Here is a 26,105-nt window from a genome sequence, read left to right as displayed (position 1 = left end):
GCGCGCCTTATGCCTGGGGGGTGCCGGCTTCGCCGTCGATCAACGACTGGCCGGGTTGGACGATGTCGAAGGAAACCGGAACCATGTCCAGCCGCAGGTCGCCGCCCGGCGCGCTGACGCGCGTGTAGCGGCTGGCGTGCAGGTCTCCCGGCTCCGGGAAGTCCTCGCGGAAGTGCGCGCCGCGGCTGTTCTCGCGCGCCAGCGCCGACACGGTGATGACCTTGGAGATATCGACCAGGCTTTCGAGGTTGAGCCAGTCGTGCCAGGTCAGGTTGTAGCGGCGGTCGCCATCGGCCACGCCGATGCCCCGAAGCGCGGCATGGTGGGCCGCTACGGCCTCCAGGCCGCGCTCCATCGCGGCGCGCTGGCGCAGCACGCCGACGTCGTCCCACATGGTCCGCGCCAGCTGGTCGCGCAATTCATGGATGCGGCCGGCCGGTTTCGAAAAGGGATATTCCGCGCGCTCGATGCCGCGCGCGATGGCGCGCGGATCCGGATCGCGCCAGCGGCCGTTGGCGGCCACGTGCGCGGCCATCGAATCGCCGGCGATGCCGCCGAACACGGTGGAATTCGCCACGCCATTGCCGCCGAGCCGGTTGGCGCCATGCACGCCGCCGCAATCCTCGCCCGCCGCGTACAGCCCTGGCGACGCGGTCGAGCCGTCGACGTTGAATTCCACGCCGCCCATCAGATAGTGCGCGGTCGGCACCACCTCGACCTTGCCGCCCGCCAGGTCGAAGCCGCAGTCCTTGCAGCGGTTGACCATGCCGGGGAAGGTCTTGGCGACTTTCTCCGGACCCAGGTGGCTCATCTGGATGTACACGCCGCCCATGGGCCCGGTGCGCCCGGCGCGCATTTCCGCATAGATGCCCCGGCTGACCACGTCGCGCGTGGCGCGCTCGCCGCGCTTGTCATAGTTGGCCATGAAGCGCTCGCCGTCGCCATTGAGCAGATAGCCGCCGGCGCCGCGCAGTCCTTCCTCCAGCACCGTGCCCGTCATACGGGTGTCGGGGCCGCCCAGCAGGCCCGTCGGATGGAACTGCACCATCTCCATGTCGCGCAGCGACAGGCCGTAGCGCAGCGCCATGGCCAGGCCGTCGCAGGTCTTGTCGCCGGACGGCGTGTGATAGCGGTACATCGTCGGCCCGGCGCCAGTGGCCAGCAGCACGGCCTTGGCCTGGATCAGCCGGTAGCCGCCCGTGCGCATGTCGATGAACAGCACGCCGGCGATGCCCGAGCCATCGGCGGCGGGAATCAGCTCGATGGCGCGGTGCTCCTCCAGTTCCTCGACATCCACCGCCCGGACCTGCTCCATCAGCCGGTTGATGATCTCGATGCCGGTCAGGTCGGCCTTGTGCACGGTGCGGTCGAAGCTCTGGCCGGCGAAGGCCTTGGAATGCAGCGAGCCGTCGGGATTGCGGTCGAAGAAACAGCCGATCTCGTTCTCCAGCTCGCGCACGCGCTCGACCGCGCCCTCGACCAGGCGCCAGGCCAGGTCCTGCCGTGGCAGCCACTTGCCGCCCTCGATGGTGTCCATGAAATGCCGCTCCACCGAATCGCCGGCGGACAGCGCGACGTTGTAGCCGCCCTGCACCATGCGGGTACAGCCGCACTTGCCCAGCAGCCCCTTCACCGTCACGGTCACGCGCAGGTCCGGGTTCGCCTTCTTCGCGTGCAGCGCCGCGAACAGGCCGGCGCCGCCGGTGCCCAGTATCAGGATGTCGGTCTTGTGTTGTTCGATCTGCATCTCAGATGACTCCAGCGATGAACACCAGGCCGATCGCCATCGACACGGCGAAGCCCCAGCCGATCCAGCCGTTGCGGGCATTGCGCGTCGAACGCCAGGGCAGCAGTTCCAGCGCCAGCAGGCGCAGGCCGAAGCACAGGTGCAGCGCCAGCAGCAGGACCAGCCCCCATTCGCCGACCTTCATCGCCGGCATGTCGGACAGCTTCAGGAAGCGGTCGAAGCGGGCCTCGTCCAGCGCCATGCCCAGCACGTAGAAATGCACGGGCAGGAACAGCGCCAGCGCCAGGCCGGACAGGCGGTGGCCCAGGAAGGCCCAGTACGCCTGGTGATTGCGCACGGACTTCATTGCAGCAGCCCTCCCACGGCGGCCACCGCGCGCATGCCCAGGAACAGGATCGTCACGCCGAAGGCCAGCCCGATACAGAAGGCCGCGCGCCGGCCCAGCCGCAGCCATTCGACCAGGATGTTGCGCAGGCCGATGGGCACGTGGATGGCCACGCAGGCCACGAACAGCCCGTAGAACAGGATCCATGCCCAGCTGCCCTGGGTGCGCGACAGCACGGCGCCGGCGCTCAGGCCGCTGCGCACGGCGTAGATGATGAGTCCCAGGTGCACGAGGACGAAGGGCGCCATGGCCATCGCCGTCAGGCGCTGGAGCGCGAACAGGCGGGCCTCCATGTCAGCCCCCCTTGAGCAGGTTGAGCAATGCGCTGCGCTTCAGGCCGGCGATGCTGCCGGTCGGGCTGAGGTCAACCGGACAGTGCTTCATGCAGCTGCCCTGCGTGTGACAGGAATTGCAGCCGCTGCCCGAGGTCGCCTGGCGCAGCACGTCCTTGGGATCGGCGTGGCGTTCGTCGTTGAACAGCGTCCAGGCGCGGTTCAGCGCCGCCGGACCGAGATACTCCGGGTCCCAGGACACCACGTCGCAGGCCGCGTAGCACACGCCGCAGTTGATGCATTCGATGGCGGCGTCGGCCTGCTTGCGCTGCTTGCTCTGCGGCGACACCATCGCCGGCGGATCATGACGCGTGGCCGTGCCGATGAAGGTATTGCCGGCGCGCTTCCATTTCTGGAAGAACTCGCGCATGTCGACCACCAGGTCCTTGATGCGCGGCATGTTGCGCAGCGGCTCGATGACGATCACGCCGTCTTCCTCGACCCGGCTCACGTGCGTGCGACAGGTCCAGCGCGGCTTGCCATTGACGGTCATCGCACAGGAACCACACACGCCCACGCGGCAGGCGTAGCGATAGGAAAGGCTCGGCTCCTGCGTGCGCTGGACTTCGGTGACCACGTCCAGCACGGTCTGGTTGTCGCGCCACGGCACCGAATAGACCGTGAATTCGCCATCGCCAGTGCCGCGTGAAATGCGGACGGTTAGCTGTCGCGGCGTCGTGTTTTTTTCGCTGTCCATGTCTGCCCCAAGGCGTCGGTGAGCCATGGGAAGATTCTAGGAATCGCGAATTGATGAATCAATATTAATTAAGTTGATATTTTTTGAAGAAAAAACGCGCCCGCCAGAGACGGGAAGATCGCGCCGCACGCCGCTATCCGGCAGAAAAACGCGAACAAACACGGTGGCAGTGACAGCCGCCGGCGTCGCGCGCCTCATCCTTACGCACTAATCCCGCGCTGTCGCGGACTCGCTGCATTACGCTGGCATGTCCGGCGGCAGTGCCGGACATGCCGCCACCCCGGCCGGCCAAGGGCGGCGGCATGCGCGCCACCGAGGATCCCAGAGCCATGTCAGCCACGCCCGCCGCCCCCGTCGCACAAGCCGCCGCCCTGGCGCCCACGGTCGCCGCATCCGGCAAGACCTATGCGGAAACCCGACTGGGCGCGCTGCTCAAGGAGTACGAATTCCTGCGGGCCGAACAGCTCATGTGCATCGGCAGGGTGCGGTATCTGGCGATGTTCGCGATCGGGATCGCCGGCGCCTCGCTGCCGGCCATCGCCACCATCATCGCCAGCAAGGAGTCCGGCCCATTGAACGGGATCGGCGAAATCGTCAAGGACCGCGGATTGCTGCTGCAGCTGATCGCGCTGGGCGTCAGCCTGTGCGCCTGCGCCCTGCTCCAGATATACATTGGCGTGTTCAAGCAGATCTTCGCGTTCGCCACGTACTTCCGCGTGGTGCTGGTGCCCGACATCAACGCCACCGCCGCCCGGCTCTCAGAACAGCCGGAGGCGCAGATCTTCCAATGGGAAGTCTGGCTGCAAAAGGAACGCGAGCGCTCCACGCTGCACAAGGCCGACACCGATCTCGAGGCGGAGCCCATATTGATCTCGGCGGTCGCGCTCGTGTACATGCTGGCCGGACTGGCGATCAGCGCGCATACGCGCGAACTGCGCGGCGCCGCTGCCCTGGCCACGATCATCCTGGCCGGTTTCATTTTTGCGAAGTACCGCTCTTTCCGGAACGTGCTGAAGAAATCGACCGATGACAGCCCATATGCCTGAACGCTATGCCTACCCCGGCGCCGAGGCCATCACCGACCGCCTCGAACTCTACATGGATGCCTACAAACTCCAGCGCGAACGCCTGGCGCTGGAACTCTGCCTGCAATCCGACTGGCGCAGCGCGCTGGACGTGGGCTGCGGCGTGGGCCGCTATTTCGAATCCTATGCGCGGGCCGCGGCGCTGCGTCCGGGGCTGGCGCGCGAACTGCACGCCATCGAGCCGGACGACGCGCGCCGCGCGCAGGCCGAACGGGAAGCACGCCGGCTGGCCGGCGCCTGCCCCGACCTGCGCATCCGGATCGCGCGGGACTTGAGCGGCCTGTCCGATGCGCAGCGCTTCGACCTGATCACATGCGCGCAGGTCGTCGGCCACCTGACCCTGGACGATTGCGACCAGCTGCTGGCGACCTTGCAGCGGCTGCGCACGCCCGCCGGAGCGGTCGTGCTGCTGCTGCCAGTGGTGATGAACGAAGCCATCGCCGAACTGGTTCCCTGGAGCGCGCAGGCGGACGACGATTACTTCTACGCCGTCGACTTGCATCGCATGCCGGACGATCCGGACTACGCCGCCGCGCTCGACGCGGATGGCTACACGCGGCTGGTCCGCCAACCGGAAGCGGGCCGCCTGCCGGTCCGGGCGTTCAACGCCGGCCCCCTGCCGATAGACGGCGCCGCCATGTATCCCTGCCCGCTGACCTGCCTGCCGGCCCCGGTCGCCCGCAACCTGGACGCGCAATCCGTCTTTTCGCTGGTCTATTCCGTGCACCGCTACGGCAAGCGCAGCGGCCGGGCGATCCTGGGCGACGCGCTGATCCGACTCTGCTGAGCGGCCTATTGCGGCCAGACCGGCACGGTCATGCCGCGCTTCACCTGGTTCATCACCACCAGCGTAGAGAAGCGCTTCACATTGGGATCGCCCCAGAAGTGCTTCTGCGCGAAGGACTCGTACTCCAGCATGTCGCGCATGGTCAGCGTCAGCACGAAGTCCACCTCGCCCGTGACCGACATGCACTGCATGACTTCCGGCGCCTCGGTCATGGCGCGCTTGAACTTGCCAAGCTTGTCGGCGCGCTCGCTCTCCAGCGATACCAGCACCACCATCATGATGCCGCGCCCCACGGCGGCCGGGTCGACCACCGACACGTCGGCGGCGACCACGCCGGCCTCGCGCAGCCGCTTCATGCGGCGCAGGCAGGACACGGGCGACAGGTTCACGCGCTCGGCCACTTCCTGGCTGGTGCGCTGGTTGTCTTCCTGCATGCTCTGCAGGATGAGGCGGTCGAAATCGTCGAGTTCCATGGCGGCGTGAGACTGGGTGAATGCGGGCGCGGATGCGGGCCGGCGAGCCGTTGCGACGATTCTAATCGCGCCCGCCGCGCCAGCCACGCCCGCCGCCTCGTTTTCGACGGAAAACTCCATTTTTGCCCTGTATGGCGCAGAAAAAAATCAGCCGCCTTGCTTACACTGTGATTCTTGCCGCCTGCAGACCGCGGGCCCGCCGCGCCAGAATCCCATGCCCTCGCTTCAGTTGTTCCTGTTGTTCCTCGCCGCCGACGCGGCGCTCAAGCTCACGCCCGGGCCCGACATGGCGCTGACCCTGTCCCGCGGCATGACCCAGGGCTTTCGCCCGGCCTTTCTGAGCGTGCTGGGCAATGTGGCGGCCGGCTTCGTGCAGGTGCCGGCGGTGGTGCTGGGCCTGGCCTCGGTGCTGCAAGCCTCGCCCCGGCTGTTCCTGGGGGTGAAGGCGGCCGGCGGCCTGTACCTGGCTTACCTGGGCATCAAGGCCATCCTGCGCTGCGCGCGCGACGCCGAGGTCTCGCTCGCGGCGCGGCCCGGCGATGCCCGCGACGCCTTCTGGCAGGGCTTCGTGACCAACCTGCTCAATCCCAAGGTGCTGCTGTTCATGATCGCCTTCCTGCCGCAGTTCACCTCGCCCGAGCAGGGGCCGGTCTGGACGCAGATGCTGGTGCTGGGGGTCACCATGAAAATCCTGAGCCTGCCCTACGGCAGCTGCTTCGCCTACGGCGCCTCGCGCATCCGCGGCTGGGTGGGACGCAACGCCTGGTTCCTGCGCGCGCAGCAGGGACTGCTGGGCGCCATCATGCTGGGCCTGGCGCTTTATGTGCTTTACTCCACCGCCGCGCCCTGAGCCCCCGGCTCCCCGTCACCCGCGCCCGGCCCCTACCCGCTACACGCAATCATGAGCACCGCTACCCTGAACTCCGGAGGCGACACCTCCTCCACGCTGGTTCCCGTCCTGTCGCTGATGGCGGCGATGGCGTCCCTGTGCATCGGCACCTCGTTCGCCAAATCGCTGTTCCCGATGGTGGGCGCGCAGGGCACGACGGCCTACCGCATCGTGATCGGCGCGCTGATCCTGCTGGCCATCTGGCGTCCGTGGCGCTTTCCGCTGAGCCGCGCCAACGCGCTGAAGATCGCGCTGTACGGCGTCACGCTGGCCTGCCTGAACCTGATGTTCTACATGGCGCTGCGCACGCTGCCGCTGGGAATCGCCATCGCCATCGAGTTCACCGGGCCGCTGGCGCTGGCGGTGTTCTCATCGCGCCGCGCCATCGATTTTCTGTGGATCGCCTGCGCGGCGGCCGGGCTGCTGCTGCTGATCCCGACCGGCCAGTCGGTGCACGACCTGGATCCCGTCGGGCTGGCCTATGCGCTGGGCGCGGCGGTGCTGTGGGCGCTGTACATCATCTTCGGCAAGCGCGCCGGGAACATCCACGGCGGCCAGGCGACCTCGCTGGGCCTGACGGCGGCGGCCCTGGTGGCGCTGCCGGTGGGCGCCGCCCATGCCGGCACGGCGCTGCTGGATCCGTCGCTGATCCTGGCCGGCATCGCGGTGGGCGTGCTGTCCAGCGCGCTGCCGTATTCGCTGGAGATGGTGGCGCTCAAGCGCCTGCCGAACAAGACCTTCGGCGTGCTGCTCAGCATGGAGCCGGCAATGGGCGCGCTGGCCGGCGTGGTGGTGCTGAACGAGCAGCTGTCGGGCAGCCAGTGGCTGGCCATCGGCGGCATCGTGATCGCGTCGGCGGGCTGCGCCGCCACCGCCAGGCGCCGCGCGCCGCCCGCCCCCGCGCCAGACTGAGGCGCGGACGGCAGGCCCGTATCAATCGGCGGTGATGCCCTTGCTCCGGATCACCGCGCCCCAGCGCTCATGCTCCTGGCGCGCATAGGCAGTGAAGGCTTCCGGCGTGCTGCCGGTGGGCTCCATGCCTTGCAGCTTGAGCTGCTTGACCACTTCGGGCGCGTGCAACGCCTGCTCGATCGCCTGACTCAGTTTCTTGATCACCGGCTCGGGCGTGCCGGCCGGCGCCACCACGCCCTGCCAGGCGGCGGCCTCGAAGACCGGGCCGCCGGCCTGCGCGAAGGTCGGAACATCGGGCAACTGGTCCGAGCGCCGCGCCGCCGGCACGGCGATGGGACGTAGCTTGCCACCCTGGATCAGCGGCCGCGCGGCGGCCAGGTCGGCCATCATCAAGGGCACCACGCCCGAGGCCACGTCCTGCAAGGCAGGCGGCGTGCCCTTGTAGGGGATGGCGGTGGCCTTGCCCTTCACCGTTTCCAGGAACAGCTCCATCGCCAGATGGTGCGGGCTGCCCACACCCAGCGAAGCGTAGCTGGGCGCCTTGTCGCTCTTCAGGTAGGCGATGACGTCGGCCAGCGTATGCAGGTTCGAGTCCGGCGACACCACCAGCACGATGGGCAGGTCCACCAGCGTGGACACCGGCGCCAGATTCTTCTGCGGGTCGTACGGCAGCTTGCGGTAGAGCCATGGATTCAGGGCCAGCGTGCTCATGCCGGCCGTCATCAGCGTGTAGCCGTCGGGCGCGGCGCGCGCGGTTTCCTGGGCGGCGACGATGGTGGCCGCGCCGGGACGGTTTTCGACCACCACCGGCTGGCCCAGCGCGTCGGCCACATGCCGGGCCACGATGCGCGTGGCGATGTCGCTGCCGCCGCCGGCGCTGAAGGGCACCAGCCAGCGGATCGGATGATCGGGGAATTCGGCCGCCGACGCGGGCCGGACGGCGGCCACGGATGCCGCCAGGGCAGCGGCCAGCAAGGCCGCGCGCGGCAGGCGGCGGAAAATGCCTGTGAACATGGGGACTGTCTCCTTATCCCTTTTTTACGGCCTGCTTGGACCGCATTTAATTAACACATTAATTATGTTGGCACGCCACGGCCGCACCGCGCAAGCGCGCGCCGTCCGTCTTGCGATCACGCGCGGGGTCGAATGTCCGGGTTTCCGGTCCGGCGCGCTCACGCGCGGGCGGCGGCCAGCCAGCCCAGGCCGTCGGACGTGGCGCCGGCCGGCCGGTATTCGCAGCCGATCCAGCCGCGATAGTCCAGCTCGCGCAGCAGCGCATGGATCCAGGAATAGTTCAGTTCGCCCTGGTCGGGCTCGTGCCGCAGCGGCACGCCGGCGATCTGCAGGTGCCCGACGCGGCCGGTGGGCAGATAGCGCCGCAGCTTGGCGCTGACGTCGCCCTCGACGATCTGGCAGTGGTACAGGTCCATCTGCACCTTGAGGTTGGGCGCGTTGACCGCCTCGAGCACGGCATGGGCCTCGTCCTGGCGATTGAGGACGTAGCCGGGAATGTCGCGGGTATTGATGGGCTCGATCAGCAGCGTGACCCCGCAGGCCCGCGCCTGCGTCGCGGCCCAGGCCAGATTCTCGTGGTAGCAGTCCAGCAGCGCGGCGCGTGGCGCGCCGTCGGGCGCCACCCCGGCCATCACGTGCACCTGCGGGCAGGCCAGCGCGTCGGCATAGGACAGCGCCTGCTCCAGGCCGGCGCGGAACTCGTCCTGCCGGCCGGGCAGCGCGGCCAGGCCTCGGTCGCCGCGCGCCGCGACGCCGACCGGCGTGTTGATCAGCACCTGGCGCAGCCCCGCCGCGTCCAGGCGCTCGCGCACGAAGGCCGCAGGCGCTTCATACGGCGACATGCATTCCACGCCGTCAAAACCATCGGCGGCGGCCGCCGCATAGCGGTCCAGGAACGCATGTTCCGTGTACATCATGGACAGGTTGGCGGCGAACTTCAGCATGGCGGGCTCCTGCGCTGCGTGGCGCCGCCCGATGGCGGCACCACGCGAACATAGCACAGGGCCGCCGCCCCGCCGTGCTGCCGCGACTAGTACGTCATGCGCACGCCCAGCAGCACGCTGCGGCCCGGCAACGGCGCCACCGAGGAGATGAACGAGGCATGGTTGTACGCCAGCCGGTTCAACAGATTGGTGCCGCGCAGGTAGACCTCGTAGCCGGTCGAGCCGTAATTGCCGCGATAGGCCACGACGGCATTGACCAGGTTGTAGCCGGGCGTGCTGTTCTCGTAGGCAGCGATGTCCTTCTGCGAGAACACGCGCGCGTACTCGACGCCGGCCGACCACTGCTGCCACTTGAAGTTGCCGCGCAGGCCGGCGCGCGCCGCCGGGATGCGCGGCAGGTTGCCGTCGCCGCCGGTCAGCTTGCCGCGCACGTAGTCGCCGAAGACGGCGGCCGAGAACACGGGCGTGAACTGATGCCGCAGCTCGCCTTCCACGCCGGTGAACTCGGCGTCGCGCTGGGTGTACTCGATCAGGCGGAAGTCCTCGTAGCGGTCCAGCGTGTTGGCGTAGATGTAGTTCTTCACGCGGTTGTGGAACACGCTGGCGCTGAAGGTGGTCGCGCCCGAGTGCTTGCGCAGCGTCAGGTCGATGTTGTGCGAGGTTTCGCGGCCCAGGCCGGCGTTGCCGATCTCATACGTGTTGGTGGCCAGGTGCACGCCCTTGGCGTAAAGCTCCTGCGCGGTCGGCAGGCGCTGCGAGCGCGACAGCGACAATGCCGCCGAATACTCCGGCGCGAAGTTCCAGATGGCCGCCGCCGACAGCGAGGTGCCTGACAGGCTGCTGCGCGCCGCGCCGCCCTGGGGCGAGACCTTCTGCCAGTCCTGGCGCGCGCCCAGCTCGAAGCGCCAGTCGGCCAGCTTGTATTCCTCCAGCAGGAAGATGCCATTGGCGCGCGTCTTGCTGCGCGGCAGGAAGGCTTCCTCGCCGTCCGCGCGGAAATCGCTGTAGGACGTCTGCATGCCCACCACGCCGCGCCAGCCGGCGATGGGCTTGTGCTGCGCCTCCAGGCGCAGGTCGTAGCCACGGTTCTTGAAGGTGGTGCCGACCTTGCCGCCCTCGATCTCCTGGTGCTGGTAGTCGGTCAGGCCGCCGCGCAGGCGGATCTTCTCGATGCCGGCGAAGGGATCCAGGTATTCAGCGCGCAGGTCCGTGCGATTGCTGCGCAGCTTCACATAGGGCACGCCGCCGCCATGGTCGTGATCGTGGTCGTGTCCTGCCTCGTCGCCGTCGCCGTGATCATGGTCGTGGCCGCCGCAATGCAGGTGCGTGCCATGCGGATGGCAGCCTTCGTATTCGTGATTGTGTCCAGGCAGGCCGTACTTGCTTTCCAGGTGCGTGAAGGCCACGCCGATGTAGCCGCGCGGCGTGATCCAGGACATGCCCACCGTGCCTTGCGTGGATTCGCTGTATGAGCCGTCCAGCTTGCTGCTGGACCAGTCCGGCACGCGGTAGTCGCCGCTGCGGCGCTTCATGCCTTCCACGCGCACGGCGAAATTGCCTTCGCCGGCGGTGATGCCGATGGCGCCCGCGCGCTCCTTGGTGCCGGTCGCGCCACGGATCTCGGCCTCGGCGGCGATGCCCTTGTCGGGGACCTCGGTGGGAATTTTCTTGTCGATCACATTGACCACGCCGCCGATCGCGCCGCCGCCATACAGCAGCGCCGCCGGGCCGCGCAGCACCTCGATGCGCTCGGCCAGCAGCGGCTCGGTGGTCACGGCATGGTCGGGCGAGATGGCCGAGGCGTCCATCAGCTCGGAGCCGTCGGACAGCGCCTTCACGCGCGGCGCGGTCTGGCCTCGGATCACCGGACGGCTGGCGCCGCCGCCGAAGGTATCGCTATGCACGCCGGGCAGGCCATCGAGCGTGTCGCCCAGCGTGCCGCCGCGTTTCTCGACCAGCGCATCGCCTTCCAGCACGGAGGCCGGCTGCGTGGTGCTGTTCAGGTCCAGCCCCAGCGGATTGGCCGAGACCGTGACCGGCGCCAGCGTGGCGGCGGCGTCCGCCGGGCCGGCCGCCTGCTGGGCCTGCGCGGTGGCGCCGAAAGCGGCGAGCAGCGCCCACGCCAGCGGCCGCAATCCCGTCCTGGCCGCGCCGGCGCGGCGGGTGGAGCGCCGCGATCCCTCTTTCTTTCCCTGCATCTCGGTTCCTATGGATGTTATATCATTACAAACAAACACCAGATGATATAACATTACAAAGGCAGCAAATAGCAAGGCCACGAAAAAAAGCGCGGCCCCGTCGCCGGAGCCGCGCATTCACGGATCAGGTCCGGGCGGTCAGTCGCCCTGCAGGCCGCACAGCGCCTGCAGCACCGCCACCCGGCTCTGTCCCAGCACCATGCCGTGCCAATCGGCGTCGCCGCAATAGAAGGCATCCAGCGTGGCCTTCAGGATGGCGCGGCGCGCGTCCTCGCCCGCTTCAGGATGCGCGCGCAGCCAGTTGCGGCCGCGCAGCGCCTGCACCACGTCGGCAAAAGGCTGGGTGCCGAATTCCAGCGCCATCAGCGTCGGCGTGGATGTCGGGCAGGCGTCGTAGATGACGCTGGCCAGCTGGCCGGTGATATCCACCGAGGCCGAGCTGCCCTGGTAAGGCACGGCGATATCCGCGCCGTACCAGTGCCGCGCCCGCGCCACTTCGGCCTCGTCGCGTCGGCCGGCGTAGATCTTCTCGCCGTGGCCGCGCGGCCCCAGCCCCGTATGCACGTCGATCCAGCCGATGCTGGAAAAATCGGCGGCATGTTCCTTCAGGATGCGCCGCATGTTCAGCAGCGAGGCCGCCGGGCGATCGCCGCCATAGAACAGGCCGTCGGCATGCGTGTACTGCCCGCGCGAGACGGCCTGGGCGTAGGCGGCCAGGCCGTGCTCGGCGATGTAGCGCTCCTGCTCGCGCCGGTTGGCCTCATTGGGCGGCCAGGACTCGGGCAGCAGCAGCGGATGCAGCGCGCCGTAGCCGGGATTCTCGGGCAAGGGGCGGCCGTCGAAGGGCTGGGCATTGCGGTTCAGGTCGACGTTGCCCTCGTCGGTGCGCGCGATCCACGAGAAGCCATAGGGATTGACGGCGTGCACCAGCAGCAGGGCGACGCCGGCCTCGCGCGCGCGCGCCAGCATCGGCGCGTCGTCCAGCAGCGCCAGCTGGCAGCCGGAGCCACAGAAGCCCTCGGCGCCGTGCGTGGCGGACGTCATGATCAGCAGCCGTTCGGCCTTTGCGTCGCCGATCAGCGCCACATCGGTGGACAGGGCCTCGTCCCGGGCGCCGCGCGCCTCGATCGGATACGAGGCCGTGCGCGCGGCCACGGCCTTGGCGGCGGCGAGAAAGCGCTCGCGCGCCTGGGCGTAGCTGTCGGAAAAATAGCGGGACTGCATCATGCCTCCTGATTGTCGATGTCATGCCCGGTGCGGTCCTGGATCCAGAACAGCACCACGGTGGAAAGCGTCACGGTGACCATCAAGTACCAGGCCGGCGCCATCGGATTGCGGGTGACGTGCAGCAGCCAGGTGACGAAGAACTGCGCGAAGCCGCCGAACACCGAGATGCCCAGCCCATACACCACCGACATGCCGGTGGTGCGCACCGCCTTGGGAAAGAGTTCGGGCAGCATGGTGATGACCGGCGCGGTCTGCAGCGCCAACAATATCGCAAGCAAGGCGATCACGGTCATCAGCCGCGCGCTGCTCGGCGCCGACACCAGCCATTGGAAGCACGGCAACAGCGCGGCCACGGTGGCGGCGCGCGCCCAGAAAATCACGCGTTTGCGTCCCACGCGGTCGGCCAGCAGGCCGACGAAGGGCGCGGCCACGAAGCCGATGGCGCCCAGCACCACGCTGGCCGACAGCGTGGACGTGGCCGGCAGGCCCAGCTCCTTGTTGGCGTAGGCCGGCATGTAGAAGCCGATGATCTGGGCGCAGACCATGCCGCCGATGACCAGCAGGATGCCCTTGGCCACCGCGCCCTTGTGCCCGGCCAGCACGCGCCGCAGCGGCTGGTGGTCGGAGCGGGCGTGCGCCGCGCCCGGCGCGGGCTGGGGCTCCAGCGTCTCTTCCAGGTTGCGGCGGATGTAGGCGCCCACCGGCACGGTCAGGATGCCGATCACGAAGGGCACGCGCCAGCCCCAGTCCTTCATCTGCTCGGGCGTGAGCGCGGCGGTCAGCAGCGCCACCACCAGCGCGCCCAGCATCACGCCCAGCGACTGGCTGCCGAACTGCCAGCTGGAATAGAAGCCGCGCCGCGACGGCGGCGCGTGCTCGACCAGCAGCGTGGTGGACGCGCCGACCTCGCCGCCGGCCGCGAAGCCCTGGATCAGGCGCGCCAGCACCATGATCACCGGCCCGGCGATGCCCATCTGCGCATAAGTGGGCGCCAGCGCGATCAGGCCACAGCCCAGGCCCATCAGCCACAGCGTCAGCGTCATGGCGGCGCGCCGGCCGTGGCGGTCGGCATAGGAACCGATCAGCATGCCGCCGACCGGCCGCATCAGGAAGCCCACGCCGAAGGTGGCCGTGGTGAGCAGCAACTGCCCGTAGCCCGAGGCGGCCGGGAAGAACAGCGGCCCGATCACCAGCATCAGGAAGGTGAAGACGGTGAAGTCGAAGAACTCCAGCGCGTTGCCGATGGTGGTGCCGGCAATGACGCGCCGGCGCATGGAAGGCGTGTACAGCCCCGGCTGGCCGGAAACGGCCGCGACGGCGATAGACATGGTTTCCCCTTGATGTCCGTTAGGCTCGCGGCGCCCGGCCGGTGATCCCGGTTCCGTATCCGCTGCGATGGCCATGAATATACGGATGGCGGACGATAAGGAAAAGATAGTATTTTCGTTCCAGTGAAAGCTTTTCCTGATACCCCCGCATTCCGGAAGTCCGCCCATGAACCTGCGCCAGCTGCGCACCTTCGTCCTCATCGCCGAACACGGCAGCATCCGCGCCGCCGCCCGCGCCCTGCACCTGACCCAGCCGGCGGCCACGCGCAACCTGCGCGAGCTGGAGCAAAGCCTGGACGCCGAGCTGGTGCGCCGCAGCGCCAAGGGCGTGGAACTGACCGCCTACGGCCAGGCGCTATACAAGCGCGCCGTGCTGATCCTGCAGGAAACGCGCCGCGCCCAGGAAGAGATCGGCCAGATGAAGGACGGCGCTGGCGGTTCGCTGCACCTGGCGGTCAGCTCGTCGGCGCTGACCGTGCTGCCGGGCGCGCTCAGGGACTTCCGGCAGCGCATGCCTCGCGTGTCCGTTTCCTTCAACGAAGTCGCGCCGCCCCACAGCCACGAGCTGCTCGAATCCGGCCATTACGACCTGCTGGTCCAGACCGAATACGGCGGCCAGATCGACGACGGCTTCACCCGCGCCACGCTCTACGACCTGCCGCTGGCGGTGGGCGCGCGCGTCGACCATCCGCTGCGCCGCGCGCGCAGCCTGGCCGAGCTGCACGACGCGCTCTGGCTGGTGCCGGGCAACATCGAATCGCCGTCCAACCTGCTGCGCCTGGCCTATGCCGCCCATGGCCTGCCGCCGCCCCGCGATGTGATCCCCTGCCAGTCCATCGCCGTGGGCCTGGCCCTGATCGCCGAAAGCGACGCGCTGGGCATCTTCGTGCGCGACCTGTTCGAGCATCAACTGCTGCCGCGTCCCCTGCGCATGGTGCCGCTGGACCACGCGCTGCCCGCCGCGCGCGTGTGCATCGTGACGCGCGCCGATTCACCGCCCACGCCGGCGGCGCAGTGCTTCATGGACTGTCTGCACGCGGCGCGCGACGAGCGCGGCCGCAAGACTGGCGGCTGAAGACAACGCCGCCCGGGCTGACGCCAAGACGCTGCGTCACGCAAGCCCGCGCGGACGGACAAAAAAGAACCGGCGGCGCTCGCGCGCCGCCGGCCTGAAAAACCGAAGGCTGTCCAGCAACAGCCTCGGCACTGCAATCGTCCGATGCCGAAGCCCCGCCCTGTTCAGCCCGCCCGGCCGGCGATCTCGCCCACCACCCGCACCCGCGCCCGGACGGCGTTGCCCGGCAGGTAGGCCAGCGGAATGTCCTCCTGCTCGATCACGGTGACGGTATCCGCGTCGGCGCCGGCGGCCACCGCGCGGCCCACGGCGATCTTGCGCGCCTGTTCCAGCAGTTCCTCGCGGCCGAGGTTGGTGAAGATCTGGTCGACCTCGCCCGACACCTGCGCGATGGCCGCGCCCACGGCGTTGGCCACCGCGTGATTGGCCACCCGCGCGACTTCCGAGAAGCCCGCCACGCGGTCGGGAATCAGCACCGAGCCGCCGCCGACCGCGATCAGCGGCACGTCGCGCGCGTCGCTCTTCATGCGGTCGCTGGCCTCGGCGATGGCTTCATGGATGCGCGCCAGCGCCCCTTGCACCGTGGCCGCGCTCAGGTGCGCCACGCGCGAGCGGTCGCCGATATCGGCCAGGCCCGCCGCCACCGCGATATCGGTGCAGGTCAGCTGATTGCCGCCGAACACCAGCGCCTCTTGCAGCAGCCGGTGGCCCACGCTGACCGGCCCGATCTGCAGGGTATCCGGGTTCACCAGCGTGCCGCCGCCCACGCCGATGGACAACAGGTCCGGCATGCGGAAGGCCGTGCGCACGCCGCCCACCTCGACCATGTTGTTGGCCTGCCGGGGGAAGCCGTTCTGCACGCAGCCCACGTCGGCGGTGGTGCCGCCCACGTCGCACACCACCGCGTCGTTGATCTTGGCCAGGAACACCGCGCCGCGCATGGAGTTGGTCGGCCCCGACGCGAAGGAATGCACCGGGAAGTCGCGCGCGTTCTCGGCCAGCGTCACGGTGCCGTCGTTCTGCGTCAGGAACAGCGGCGCGTCGATGCCGCTGTCGGCCAGCGCCTGCACGAAGGCGTCGGTGGTCTTGTGCGCCAGGTCGATCAGCGTGGCGTTCAGCAGCGCGACGTTCTCGCGGCCCAGAAGGCCGATGCGGCCGAGCTGGTGCGAATAAGTGATGCGGCAGTCCGGATGTTCCTGCTTCAGGATCTCGCCGGCGCGCAGCTCGGCGTCGCCGATCAGCGGCGAGAACACGCCGCTGATCGCCACGGTCGACACGCCCGAGGCGCGGATGGCGCGGGCGGCGTCGCGCACCGCGCGTTCGTCCAGCGGCATCAGCTCGCGGCCGTCGAACTCATGGCCGCCCTGCACCAGATAGGTACCGCCGTTGACCTTCTGCGCCAGATCCTCGGGCCAATCGCAGAACGGCAGCAGCGAGGCCGCGGCCGGCAGGCACACGCGCAGCGCGGCGGCGGGCTCCAGGTCGCGCCGCTGCACCACCGCGTTGGTGAAATGGGTGGTGCCGATCATCACCGCCTCGGGCGCCGCAGCCTGCGGGCAGGCCTGGATCAGCGCCGCCAGCGCGCGCCGCACGCCGGTGGTCACGTCGGAAGTGGTGGGCGACTTGACCGCCCCGAGGACCTGATTGTCCTGCACGAATACGGCGTCCGTGTTGGTGCCGCCTACGTCGATGCCAATGTGTTTCATAGCGATTGCTTCACGCGAAGACAGTGCGATAGTCGATGTCGAATCCAAACGCGCGCGGGCCGACCAGCTCGAGGCCGCGTTCGCTGGTGAATACCTGGGGCGCGGGCAGCGCCAGCACGCTGACGCGCTGGCCAAAGCGCAGCACGTCGGTGCCGATGCCGTCGCCGCTGACCGAGTCCAGCACGCAGATCAGGTCCGGCGTCATGACCTCGGGCACGCCGTCGCGCTCGCCCACCGAGAACTCGTTCTGGAAATGCAGCGTGTAGCGCGAGCCGCGATCCTCGCCCAGCCCTTCGAGCACGGCGCGGCCGCGCAGGAAGCCCGCCGTGGTGCGGCGTTCCACGTCCACGACCTTGCCGCTGAACATGCGCTTGCCGCCGGATTCCTGCAGCACCGCGCCGATCACGTCGTCGTGCTGGCGCCGCGCGCGCAGCACCACCTCGCCCAGCCGGATGGCCTTGCTGACGGTGTAGAGGATGCCGTGTTCCTTGACCTCGGCGCCGCTGCGCGGGGTCTTGCAGGTGGCGGCGGTGGAGCCCATCTCGACCACCACCTTGCGGCTCAGGCGCTCGACCCAGGTGGCCGACGCGGCGCGCGTGACGATGACCTCGTTGTCGCGGATGTCGGCCACGGCCAGCGGATACATGGGCAGGCCGCGCACGGCGAAGCTGGTCATCTGGGCCTCGGGATAGGCGCGGCCCATGCTGTCGGCGTCCACCACCGGCAGGCCCATCAGCGCGGCCACCATGAAGGGTTGCAGGCCGTTGCCGCCGCCGATTTCCAGCGCCATGATGGCGCGGAAACGCTGGCCGCAGTATTCCTCCATCATGCGCACCGGCTTGACCGCGAAATGCGGATCGGCCAGCCGTTCCTGGCCGACCAGCGGCGCGCCCATGCCCGACACCACCGCCACGCGGTCGTCCTCGTTCAGGTACATGGGGTCCAGCAGCGAGGCGCGATAGCCCTTCTTGTAGAGCTGGCGCATGTTGAGCAGTTTCTGGTACGGATCGCCGCCGCCGCCGGTGCCCAGTATCCAGGCGCCCACGGCCAGGGCTTCCATCTCTTCGGCGGACACGACGCGCGTTCCGGTTTGCGTGCTTGCGGCTACAGATAGCATGGTTCGATGAAGTCTCTGGTGAACCGGGAAGGTGGCCAAACATTACTGCGCGCTTCCAAGCCCGGGCAAATTGAATCTGTGCATGCCTCGCATAAACCCAAATCATGCGGCGGCATGCGCTGCGCCTATGCGCCGCATTCTTCGTATTTATTTGCCGCCGCCGGGTCCATCTGCAAATATCGGCGTACAGACTCCGGCAACGTCCGGCACGCGACATACAAGGGGAAACACCAATGCGGCATCGTCTGAGCAACTTCCTGCTGGCGGCGGCCATCGCCTGCGCGCCGCTCGCCTCGCATGCGTTCGAGACCGCCAACGGCAAGCGCATCCTGGTCATCGGCGGCCAGCAGGCCGTGTCGGTGATGGACCCTGCGCAGAAGTACGATTTCTCGATCCGCACCATCCAGCAGGCCACCTACGACGCGCTGCTCAAGTACGAGGGCGACCCCGTCGAGCTCAAGCCCTGGCTGGCCACGTCCTGGACCGTCAACGACGACGCCACCGTCTGGACATTCAAGCTGGACCCGCGCGCGAAATTCCAGAACGGCGATCCGGTGGACGCCGCCGCGGTCAAGGCCTCGTTCGAGCGCACGCTCAAGCTGAACAAGGGCCCGGCCTGGATGTACACCGATTTCCTCAAGCCCGAGAACATCAGCGCCGAAGACCCGCAGACGCTGCGCTTCACGCTCAGCCGCCCCTACGCGGCCTTCCTCAGCCTGCTGCCGTGGTGGTACGTGGTCAACGTCAAGCAGGCCATGGCCAACGAGCACAACGGCGACTACGGCCAGCAATGGCTGACCGATCACACCGCCGGCTCCGGTCCCTACCGCATCAAGCGCGTCGAGCCCAATTCGCTGTACGAGCTGGAAGCCTGGGACAGCTACTGGAAAGGCTGGCCGCAGCCCGAGAAGGCACGCCTGGGCGGCATCATCTACCGCGTCATCACCGAGAACTCCAGCCGCCGCGCGGCGCTGGCGCGCGGCGAGATCGACATCGCCGGCAGCCTGTCGCCCGAGGACCTGGACCAGCTCGAATCGGTCAAGGGCGTGAAGATCGGCCGCAAGGCCGGCACCGGCATGGGCGGATTCGGTCTGAAATTCAATACGCAGGGCAAGTACATGTCCGACCTGAACCTGCGCCGCGCCCTGGCCTATGCCTTCGATTACGAGTCCTTGCTGAAGATCTACAACGGCCGCGCGCGGCTGATGGACAGCCCCTTCCCTCCCTCGGTCAAGGGCCATGTCGCCGTGCCCGACATGCCGCGCCGCGACATGGACAAGGCCCGCGCATACCTGGCCAAGTCCAAGTGGCCGCAAGGCGGCATCGAGCTGGAATACGTCTACGTGCAGGGCCTGGAGGAAGAACGCCAGATGGGCCTGTTGCTGATCGACAATCTCAAGCCGCTGAACATCACGATCCGCATGGTGCCGCTGACCTGGCCCAACATGGTGGCGCGCGGCGCCAAGGCCGAGACCTCGCCCGACATCTTCGCGTCCTTCAGCACCACCATGTCGATCGATCCGGACCCGGTGGCCTACATGTATCACAAGGGCTCCTGGGGCCAGTACTACGCCACGCATTTCCTGGACGACCCGGAACTGTTCTCGCTGATCGACCGCGCGCGCACGCTGCCGGCCTGGTCCGACCGCCAGCCGCTGTATGAAGAGATCCAGCGCCGCATCGTGGCGGACCAGCCCGAGATCTTCGGCATGATCCGCGACCGCAACACGGCCACGCGCGACTACGTGCAGGGATTGGTGGACTCGCCCATCCGCATGGCCAGCGAGTTCGACCTGTACCCGCTGTACATCGGCCGCTAGGACCGTCACGCCCCATGCTGCGCTTCATCGTCAAACGCTCGGCCTTCATGCTGCTGATGGTGGCGGGCCTGCTGGCCATCACCTTCACCATTTCGCACGTGGCGCCGGGCGATCCTGCCCGGCTGGCCGCCGGCCCGAACGCCACCGAGGCCATGGTCCAGACGCTGCGCGCCGAGTACGGCATGGACAAGCCGGTGGTGGCGCAGTTCGGCGGCTATCTCGCCGGCGTCGTGCAGGGCGACCTGGGACGCTCCATCACCACCACCCGGCCGGTGTTCCAGGACCTGCTGCGCTATTTCCCCGCGACGCTGGAGCTGGTGTGCTTCGCCATCCTGCTGTCCATCGTCGGCGGCGTGGCGCTGGGCACGCTGGCCGCCGCCACGCAGAACCGCTGGCCCGATCACCTGATCCGCCTGCTATCCACGTCCGGCGTGGCCTTCCCGATGTTCTCGCTGGGCCTGCTGCTGAAATACGCCTTCGCCCAGCACCTGGAATGGCTGCCGCTGGGCGGCCGGCTCGACATGCTGGCCCTTCCGCCGGACACCATCACCGGCTTCTACACCATCGACAGCCTGCTGCACGGCGACGTCGACACCTTCCTGTCGGCGCTGTCCTACATGCTGCTGCCGGCGCTGGCGCTGTCGTTTCCGGCGCTGGCGTCCATCATCCGCGTCAACCGCGCCGAGATGCTGGAAGTGCTGCGCCAGGACTACATCGTCGCGGCGCGCGCGCACGGCGTGGCGCCCTGGCGCGTGATCGCCAAGTACGCGCTGCGCAACGCCATGCTGCCCACGCTGGCCATGATCGGCCTGCGCTTCGGCTGGATGCTGGGCGGCACGGTGCTGATCGAATCGGTGTTCGACTGGCCCGGCATCGGCCTGTACGCGGTGCAGGCCACCATGAATTCCGACTTCCAGCCCATCATGGGCGTGACGCTGGTGCTGGGCGTGAGCTTCATGCTCATCAACTTCGTCATCGACATAATCTACGGCCTGCTGGACCCGCGCGTCCGGCAGCAGGGTTGAGCATCATGTCCACCACCGCCCTACCCACCTCCCCGGATGCGCGGCACGGCCTGGGCCGCCAGCTGCGGCTGTACGCCAGCACCTTCGCGCGCAACAAGTCCGCCATGCTGGGCCTGGTCATCGTCACCGGCTTCCTGCTGGTGGCGCTGTTCGCGCCCTGGCTGGCGCCCTATCCCGAGGACGCCGCCGGCAGCGTCAAGCTGGCGCAGAAGCTGCTGCCGCCCAGTTCGGCGCACTGGTTCGGCACCGACGAGATGGGCAACGACGTGTTCTCGCGCGTGATCCTGGGCGCGCGCACCTCGCTGCAGATCGGCCTGACCATCACCGTGATCGCCGCGCTGATCGGCGTGCCGCTGGGCGTGATCGCCGGCTACTTCGGCGGCCGCGTGCAGGAATGCATCATGCGCGTCACCGACATCTTCCTGTCGGTGCCCGGGCTGGTGCTGGCCATCGCCATCGTCGGCGCGCTGGGGCCAGGCATCCTCAACGCCATGATCGCGCTGTCGCTGGTCTGGTGGCCCGGCTACGTGCGGCTGGTGCAGGCCAAGACGCTGTCGCTCAAGGGCGAGGTCTATATCGACGCGGCCCGCATGATGGGCGCCGGCCCGCTGCGCATCGTGTTCGTCCACATCCTGCCCAACTGCGTCTCGCCCATCGTCATCAAGGCGTCGATGGACATGGGCATGGCCATCCTCAGCGCCGCCAGCCTGGGCTTCCTGGGCCTGGGCGCGCAGCCGCCCGCGCCGGAATGGGGCGCGATGATCTCCGTGGGCCGCAACTACCTGCCGCAATGGTGGTGGTACTCGGCCTTTCCCGGCCTGGCCATCTACCTGACCGTGCTGGGTTTCAACCTGATCGGCGACGGGCTGCGCGACGTGCTCGACCCCAAACAACGAGGCTGAGGCTTCCCCCGAAGCGCCGGACGCGCGGCGGAACGACTGACATGAACGCACCTTTGCTCGAATTCGACGACTTCAAGCTGCACTTCGATACCTTCGACGGTTGCTACCAGGCGCTGGACGGCGTCACGCTCAGCGTGGCGCCGGGCGAAGCCCTGGGGATCGTGGGCGAGACCGGCTGCGGCAAGTCGGTCACGGCCAAGAGCGTGCTCGGGCTGGTGCCCAGCCCGCCAGCGCGCGTGGCGGGCGGCGACCTGCGCTATCGCGGCCGCAGCCTGCTGGGCCTGGATGAAGCGGCCATGCGGCGCATCCGTGGCGTGGAGATCGCGATGATCTTCCAGGATCCCATGACCTACCTGAACCCGCTGTTCACCATCGGCGACCAGATGTCGGCGGTGATCGCCGCGCATGACGCCGGCAAGCCGCGCGGACAACGCCGCGACGCGCGCCAGCGCCGCGCCCATGCCACCGAGATGCTGGCCCGCGTGCACCTGCCCAATCCCGACACGCAATTGACGCGCTATCCGCACCAGCTGTCCGGCGGCCAGCGCCAGCGCGTGCTGATCGCCATGGCGCTGTCCGGCTCGCCGTCGCTGCTGATCGCCGACGAGCCGACCACCGCGCTGGACGTCACCATCCAGGCGCAGATCCTGGACCTGCTCGACGAGCTGCGCCGCGACCTGGGCCTGGCCATCCTGCTGATCTCGCACGACCTGGGCGTGATCTCGCGCGTCTGCGACCGCGTCGCCGTGATGTACGCCGGCACCGTGGTCGAGACCGCGCCGGTGCAGGCGCTGTTCGACGCGCCGCGCCATCCCTACACGCGCGGCCTGCTGGCCTCGGTGCCGCACCCGCGCCGGCCCGCGCAGATGCCGGTGGGCATCCCCGGATCCGTGCCCAATCTGCTGCATCCGCCCGCCGGTTGCCGCTTCCAGGCGCGCTGCCCGTCCGCCGCCGCGGCCTGTACCGTCAAGCGTCCGCCCTCCGTGGAACTGGCGCCGGGCCACAGCGCCGCCTGTCTGCTGCTGACGCCGGCCGCAGCCACCGCTGGAGGCCGCGTCCATGCTGCTTGAGCTGCAATCCGTATCGCGCGAGTTCGCCATGAACGACGGCCGCAAGCTGCACGCGGTCAACGAGGTCGACCTGGCCATCGCGCCCGGCGAGGCGCTGGGCCTGGTGGGCGAGTCCGGCTGCGGCAAGTCCACGCTGGGCCGGCTGTGCGCGCGGGCGCTGGACCCGACGCGCGGCAAGGTCCTGTTCGAGGGCCGCGACATCACCCGGCTGCCGCCCGCCGAGCTGCGCGCGCTGCGCCGCTCGATCCAGTTCATCTACCAGGATCCGCATTCGGCGCTGAACCCGCGCATGACCATCCTGCGCAGCGTGTCCGAGCCGCTGATCCTGCATACCGATCTGCGCGGCGCCAGGCTGCGCGCGCATGCGGCCGAGCTGATGGAGATGGTGGGCCTGCCGGCGCAATTCCTCAGCCGCTATCCGCACGAGCTGTCGGGCGGCCAGAAGCAGCGCGTGTGCATCGCCCGCGCCATCGCGCTCAAGCCCAGGCTGCTGGTGCTGGACGAACCCACCTCGGCGCTGGACGTATCGGTGCAGGCGCAGATCCTGGGCTTTCTCAAGGATTTGCAGGAGCGCTTCCAGCTGTCCTATCTGTTCATCTCGCACAACCTGGCGGTGATCCGCGCGCTGTGCCCGCGCGTGGCGGTGATGTACCTGGGCCGCATCGTCGAGCAAGGCCCCACCGAGGCGGTGTTCGCCCAGCCCCGGCATCCCTATGCGCAGGCGCTGATCGACGCGATCCCGGTGCCCGAGGCGCGCCAGCCGGAGCGCCGCATCGTGCTGCAGGGCGACATCCCCTCGCCCATCGACCTGCCGCGCGGCTGTGCCTTCGCCTCACGCTGCCCGCAGGCCATCGCCGGCCGCTGCGACGCGACGCAGCCGGGGCTGTACCGCGACGGCGCGGCGCGCGAGGTGCGCTGCCATCTGTACGCGCCGGCCTGAGCGGGCCTCGCTGACACGCTCCTGACCAGCCGGCAAGATGGTAAAACAGCACACTGATATGAGTCGCCCGGCATGACCGCTCTCGTGGACAAGTTCGCCAACCAGCTCGACTGGAACCTGCTGCGCACCTTCATGGTGATCGTGCAGGAACGCAGCATCACGCTGGCCGCCCACCGGCTGTCGGTAACGCAGCCTTCCGTCAGCGCGGCCCTGCGCCGCCTGGAAGAGCGGCTGGACCGCCGGCTGATCGAACGCGGCGGCGCGGCGTCCTTCCAGCCCACCGCCGCCGGCGAGGTGCTGTACCGTCACTGCGCCGACATCTACCGCCTGGTCACCGCGCTGCCCGACGCGCTGGACGCGGCCCATAGCGCCGTTCAGGGCATCGTCACCCTGCACCTGAGCGGCCATGTGCACTGGCCCGAGCTGCCGACGCTGATCGCCGCCTACCGTCAGGAATTTCCGCTGGTCCGCTTCCGCATCAAGCGCGGCACCTGCGGCGACATCCTCAGCCTGCTGGCGCAGAAGAACGCCGCGCTGGGCGTCGTGTCCGCGCCCGACGCGCGCCCGACCCTCAGCCATGCGCCGCTGTTCGAGCAGGACATGCTGCACTACGCCGCCGCCGGCGCGCCGTCCGGCGAACTGCGCGGCGCCCCCGTGATCGGCTACGAAGACGAACAGACCGGCGCTCCGCTGGCCGCGCTGGCCGTGCACCGGATCCGCTGCGGACTGGAAGGCGCCACCGTGGCCGAGGGCCTGGACTGCGACGCCGTGGCCGCGCTGGTGCGCGCCGGCGCCGGCATCGGCGCCCTGCCGCGCCGCTACGCCGAGACCGATCCGGGCCTCGTTGCGCTGCCGCTGGAACCCGTGACGCTGCCTGTCTACCTGGTGCGCCACGAACAGGCCGGCGCCAGCCGCGCGGACCAGAGCTTCCTGCAATTCCTGGCGTCGCGGCTGCCGGCCGCCAGCCCGCCCCGCGCCGCCTCGGACTGAGCCGCCCCGCGCCGGACAAGCACGCGCGCCCCTGCGGTTATCATTGCGCGTAGCCCGGACGCCCCCGCCTGCCAGACGGACGGCGCGGACCCGCCCACCCCTGCCGCCGCGCCCCATGTCGTTCCCCAAACTCTCCTCGCCGCCCACCCTGACCGACACGGTCGCCAAGCGCCTGCTCGCCGAAATCCAGGAAGGCCGCGTGCAGCCCGGCGACAAGCTGCCCACCGAAACCGCGCTGGCCGAACAGTTCGGCGTCAGCCGCACCGTGATCCGCGAAGCGGTGTCGCGCCTGCGCCAGGACGGCATCGTCGAGGCACGCCAGGGCAGCGGCGTGTTCGTCAGCGGGGCCACCGGCAACCGCGCGCTGCGCATCGACGCCGCCGAGCTGAGTTCGCTGGATGCCGTGCTGCATATCGTGGAATTGCGCCGCGCGCTGGAAACAGAGATCGCCGCGCAGGCCGCGGCGCGGCGCAAGAAGCGCGACATGGCCGCCATCGACGCGGCGCTGGCCGCGATCTCCGAGGCCGTGGCCGCCGGCGGCGACGGCGTCCAGGAAGACGTGGCCTTTCACCGCAGCATCGCGCATGCCACGGGCAATCCGTACTTCCTCACCACCCTCACCTTCGTCAGCCAGTTCCTGGTCGCCGCCACCCGCATCACGCGCGGCAACGAGGCGCGCCACGCCGACCAGATGCGCGCCGTGCTGCAGGAACACGCCGCCATCGTCGAGGCCATACGCGGCCAGGACGTGGAAGGCGCGCGCGAAGCGGCGCGCGTGCACATGATCAACGCCGCCAAGCGGCTGAGCCTGGCGCACCGCTGAACGGCGCGGCGACGATTGCCGCAAGGGGCCGCCTCATCCGCCCACGCTCGAACGCGCGGGCGCGCCATCGCCGGCAACGCCGGCATCAGCCTTGCGCGAAAGCCTTCAGGAAGAAATCCGTGGCGCCGAAATTGCCCGACTTCAGCGCGATGCTGATGTCGGCATCGACGGCCGCCGCGTGGCCCGAACACCAGGGCACGCCCGGATCGATCTGCTCGCCGATGGCGATCTGCTCCAACCCCAGCGCCTGCACCACCGCGCCCGAGGTCTCGCCGCCGGCCACGATGAGCTGGCGCACGCCGAGCTCGACCAGGCCGCGCGCGATGCGGGCGATCTCGGTCTCGATCAGCGCCCCGGCCCGCTCCGCGCCCAGCGCGCCCTGCGTCTGCCGGACGCTGTCCGGCGCGGCCGTGGAATAGAGCAGCACCGGTCCCAAGGCCAGCAAGGGGCGCGCCCACGCCAGCGCTTCGCCCGCCACGTCCTCGCCCGCCGCGATGCGCAAGGGATCCAGCGCCAGCGCCGGACGGCCGCTGGCGATGAACGCGGCAACCTGCCCATTGGTGGCGGTCGAGCAGCTGCCCGCCACCACGGCGCGCGCGCCGGCCGCGCGCGCCGGCGC

The 26,105-nt window shown here is 69.1% G+C and carries 25 protein-coding genes; 12 read left to right on the top strand and 13 right to left on the bottom strand.

The annotated features are described in order from the left end of the window. Positions 1–7 precede the first annotated feature (7 nt). The 4 genes from AC6LJ9_RS14295 to AC6LJ9_RS14280 are packed head-to-tail and all read right to left on the bottom strand — an operon-like array spanning position 8 to position 3,161. The gene (locus tag AC6LJ9_RS14295) at positions 8–1,747 is read right to left on the bottom strand and encodes an L-aspartate oxidase (RefSeq protein ID WP_498148069.1); all 1,740 of its coding nucleotides are present in this window, start codon (positions 1,745–1,747) and stop codon (positions 8–10) included. Between the two features lies 1 nt (position 1,748). Beyond that, complete coding sequence (locus tag AC6LJ9_RS14290) at positions 1,749–2,093, bottom strand: succinate dehydrogenase/fumarate reductase transmembrane subunit (RefSeq protein WP_498148068.1); 345 nt, start codon at positions 2,091–2,093, stop codon at positions 1,749–1,751. Then, positions 2,090–2,425, bottom strand: a complete 336-nt coding sequence (locus AC6LJ9_RS14285; RefSeq protein ID WP_498148067.1) for a succinate dehydrogenase — start codon at positions 2,423–2,425, stop codon at positions 2,090–2,092. Before AC6LJ9_RS14285 ends, AC6LJ9_RS14290 begins: the two co-directional genes overlap by 4 nt. Before the next feature lies 1 nt (position 2,426). Then, positions 2,427–3,161: a succinate dehydrogenase/fumarate reductase iron-sulfur subunit gene (locus AC6LJ9_RS14280; protein WP_498148066.1), complete on the bottom strand. Its 735-nt coding sequence runs from the start codon at positions 3,159–3,161 to the stop codon at positions 2,427–2,429. A 302-nt stretch (positions 3,162–3,463) separates the two neighbouring features. Between AC6LJ9_RS14280 and AC6LJ9_RS14275 the strand changes: the two genes are divergently transcribed. Beyond that, complete coding sequence (locus AC6LJ9_RS14275; RefSeq protein WP_498148065.1) at positions 3,464–4,207, top strand: hypothetical protein; 744 nt, start codon at positions 3,464–3,466, stop codon at positions 4,205–4,207. Then, positions 4,200–5,033, top strand: coding sequence for a class I SAM-dependent methyltransferase (locus tag AC6LJ9_RS14270; RefSeq protein ID WP_498148064.1), 834 nt, complete (start codon positions 4,200–4,202; stop codon positions 5,031–5,033). Before AC6LJ9_RS14275 ends, AC6LJ9_RS14270 begins: the two co-directional genes overlap by 8 nt. A gap of 5 nt (positions 5,034–5,038) precedes the next feature. Here the strand turns inward: AC6LJ9_RS14270 and AC6LJ9_RS14265 are convergent, their stop codons facing one another. Further along, positions 5,039–5,626: an Lrp/AsnC family transcriptional regulator gene (locus tag AC6LJ9_RS14265; protein ID WP_498148063.1), complete on the bottom strand. Its 588-nt coding sequence runs from the start codon at positions 5,624–5,626 to the stop codon at positions 5,039–5,041. Between the two features lie 94 nt (positions 5,627–5,720). Between AC6LJ9_RS14265 and AC6LJ9_RS14260 the strand changes: the two genes are divergently transcribed. Further along, positions 5,721–6,356: a LysE family translocator gene (locus tag AC6LJ9_RS14260; RefSeq protein WP_498148062.1), complete on the top strand. Its 636-nt coding sequence runs from the start codon at positions 5,721–5,723 to the stop codon at positions 6,354–6,356. A 51-nt stretch (positions 6,357–6,407) separates the two neighbouring features. After that, entirely contained in the window at positions 6,408–7,307 is a 900-nt protein-coding gene (locus AC6LJ9_RS14255) for an EamA family transporter (RefSeq protein WP_498148061.1), read from the top strand. 21 nt (positions 7,308–7,328) lie between these two features. On the opposite strand, the gene AC6LJ9_RS14250 is transcribed toward AC6LJ9_RS14255, so the two are convergent. From AC6LJ9_RS14250 to AC6LJ9_RS14230, 5 genes are all read right to left on the bottom strand, one after another. Beyond that, positions 7,329–8,321, bottom strand: a complete 993-nt coding sequence (locus AC6LJ9_RS14250) for a Bug family tripartite tricarboxylate transporter substrate binding protein (RefSeq protein ID WP_498148060.1) — start codon at positions 8,319–8,321, stop codon at positions 7,329–7,331. Positions 8,322–8,479: 158 nt separating this feature from the next. Next, on the bottom strand, positions 8,480–9,265 hold the full coding sequence (gene otnI / locus AC6LJ9_RS14245) for a 2-oxo-tetronate isomerase (RefSeq protein ID WP_498148059.1): 786 nt from the start codon (positions 9,263–9,265) through the stop codon (positions 8,480–8,482). An 86-nt stretch (positions 9,266–9,351) separates the two neighbouring features. Next, positions 9,352–11,463: a TonB-dependent receptor domain-containing protein gene (locus tag AC6LJ9_RS14240; RefSeq protein ID WP_498148058.1), complete on the bottom strand. Its 2,112-nt coding sequence runs from the start codon at positions 11,461–11,463 to the stop codon at positions 9,352–9,354. 138 nt (positions 11,464–11,601) lie between these two features. Beyond that, positions 11,602–12,690, bottom strand: a complete 1,089-nt coding sequence (locus tag AC6LJ9_RS14235; RefSeq protein ID WP_498148057.1) for a M14 family metallopeptidase — start codon at positions 12,688–12,690, stop codon at positions 11,602–11,604. Continuing rightward, positions 12,687–14,018, bottom strand: a complete 1,332-nt coding sequence (locus AC6LJ9_RS14230) for an MFS transporter (protein ID WP_498148056.1) — start codon at positions 14,016–14,018, stop codon at positions 12,687–12,689. The genes AC6LJ9_RS14235 and AC6LJ9_RS14230 overlap by 4 nt, the downstream gene beginning before the upstream one ends. A 166-nt stretch (positions 14,019–14,184) precedes the next feature. On the opposite strand from AC6LJ9_RS14230, the gene AC6LJ9_RS14225 reads away from it, so the two are divergent. After that, positions 14,185–15,093, top strand: a complete 909-nt coding sequence (locus tag AC6LJ9_RS14225; RefSeq protein WP_498148055.1) for a LysR substrate-binding domain-containing protein — start codon at positions 14,185–14,187, stop codon at positions 15,091–15,093. A gap of 164 nt (positions 15,094–15,257) precedes the next feature. On the opposite strand, the gene AC6LJ9_RS14220 is transcribed toward AC6LJ9_RS14225, so the two are convergent. Continuing rightward, positions 15,258–16,799, bottom strand: a complete 1,542-nt coding sequence (locus tag AC6LJ9_RS14220) for a hydantoinase/oxoprolinase N-terminal domain-containing protein (protein ID WP_392408946.1) — start codon at positions 16,797–16,799, stop codon at positions 15,258–15,260. A gap of 10 nt (positions 16,800–16,809) precedes the next feature. Further along, entirely contained in the window at positions 16,810–17,874 is a 1,065-nt protein-coding gene (locus AC6LJ9_RS14215; RefSeq protein ID WP_233772616.1) for an S-methyl thiohydantoin desulfurase family protein, read from the bottom strand. 275 nt (positions 17,875–18,149) lie between these two features. On the opposite strand from AC6LJ9_RS14215, the gene AC6LJ9_RS14210 reads away from it, so the two are divergent. The 7 genes from AC6LJ9_RS14210 to AC6LJ9_RS14180 all read left to right on the top strand — a co-directional run bounded on the left by AC6LJ9_RS14210 (position 18,150) and on the right by AC6LJ9_RS14180 (position 25,486). Continuing rightward, a complete protein-coding gene (locus AC6LJ9_RS14210; protein WP_498148054.1) occupies positions 18,150–19,736 on the top strand; it encodes an ABC transporter substrate-binding protein in 1,587 nt (528 codons plus the stop codon). 14 nt (positions 19,737–19,750) lie between these two features. Beyond that, positions 19,751–20,761, top strand: a complete 1,011-nt coding sequence (locus AC6LJ9_RS14205; RefSeq protein WP_212314370.1) for an ABC transporter permease — start codon at positions 19,751–19,753, stop codon at positions 20,759–20,761. Between the two features lie 5 nt (positions 20,762–20,766). Then, a complete protein-coding gene (gene nikC / locus AC6LJ9_RS14200) occupies positions 20,767–21,663 on the top strand; it encodes a nickel transporter permease (RefSeq protein ID WP_498148053.1) in 897 nt (298 codons plus the stop codon). A gap of 41 nt (positions 21,664–21,704) precedes the next feature. Next, positions 21,705–22,733 (top strand): ABC transporter ATP-binding protein, encoded by a 1,029-nt coding sequence (locus tag AC6LJ9_RS14195; protein WP_498148052.1) that lies wholly within the window; start codon positions 21,705–21,707, stop codon positions 22,731–22,733. Further along, positions 22,723–23,673 carry an ABC transporter ATP-binding protein gene (locus AC6LJ9_RS14190; RefSeq protein ID WP_498148051.1) on the top strand — a complete coding sequence of 317 codons (951 nt, stop codon included), beginning with the start codon at positions 22,723–22,725 and terminating at the stop codon, positions 23,671–23,673. The genes AC6LJ9_RS14195 and AC6LJ9_RS14190 overlap by 11 nt, the downstream gene beginning before the upstream one ends. Before the next feature lie 72 nt (positions 23,674–23,745). After that, positions 23,746–24,663, top strand: a complete 918-nt coding sequence (locus tag AC6LJ9_RS14185) for a LysR family transcriptional regulator (protein ID WP_498148050.1) — start codon at positions 23,746–23,748, stop codon at positions 24,661–24,663. Positions 24,664–24,778: 115 nt separating this feature from the next. Next, positions 24,779–25,486: a FadR/GntR family transcriptional regulator gene (locus tag AC6LJ9_RS14180; RefSeq protein WP_498148049.1), complete on the top strand. Its 708-nt coding sequence runs from the start codon at positions 24,779–24,781 to the stop codon at positions 25,484–25,486. A gap of 85 nt (positions 25,487–25,571) precedes the next feature. Here AC6LJ9_RS14180 and AC6LJ9_RS14175 read toward each other — a convergent pair. Beyond that, positions 25,572–26,105, bottom strand: a 534-nt coding sequence (locus AC6LJ9_RS14175; protein WP_498148048.1) for a nucleotide-binding domain containing protein, incomplete at its 5' end; no start/stop codon positions are given.

The sequence above is a fragment of the Achromobacter sp. 1011811831 genome (genome assembly GCF_059760905.1).
Note: the sequence above shows the minus strand (reverse complement) of the source record. Positions and strands in the feature narration are given on the sequence as shown.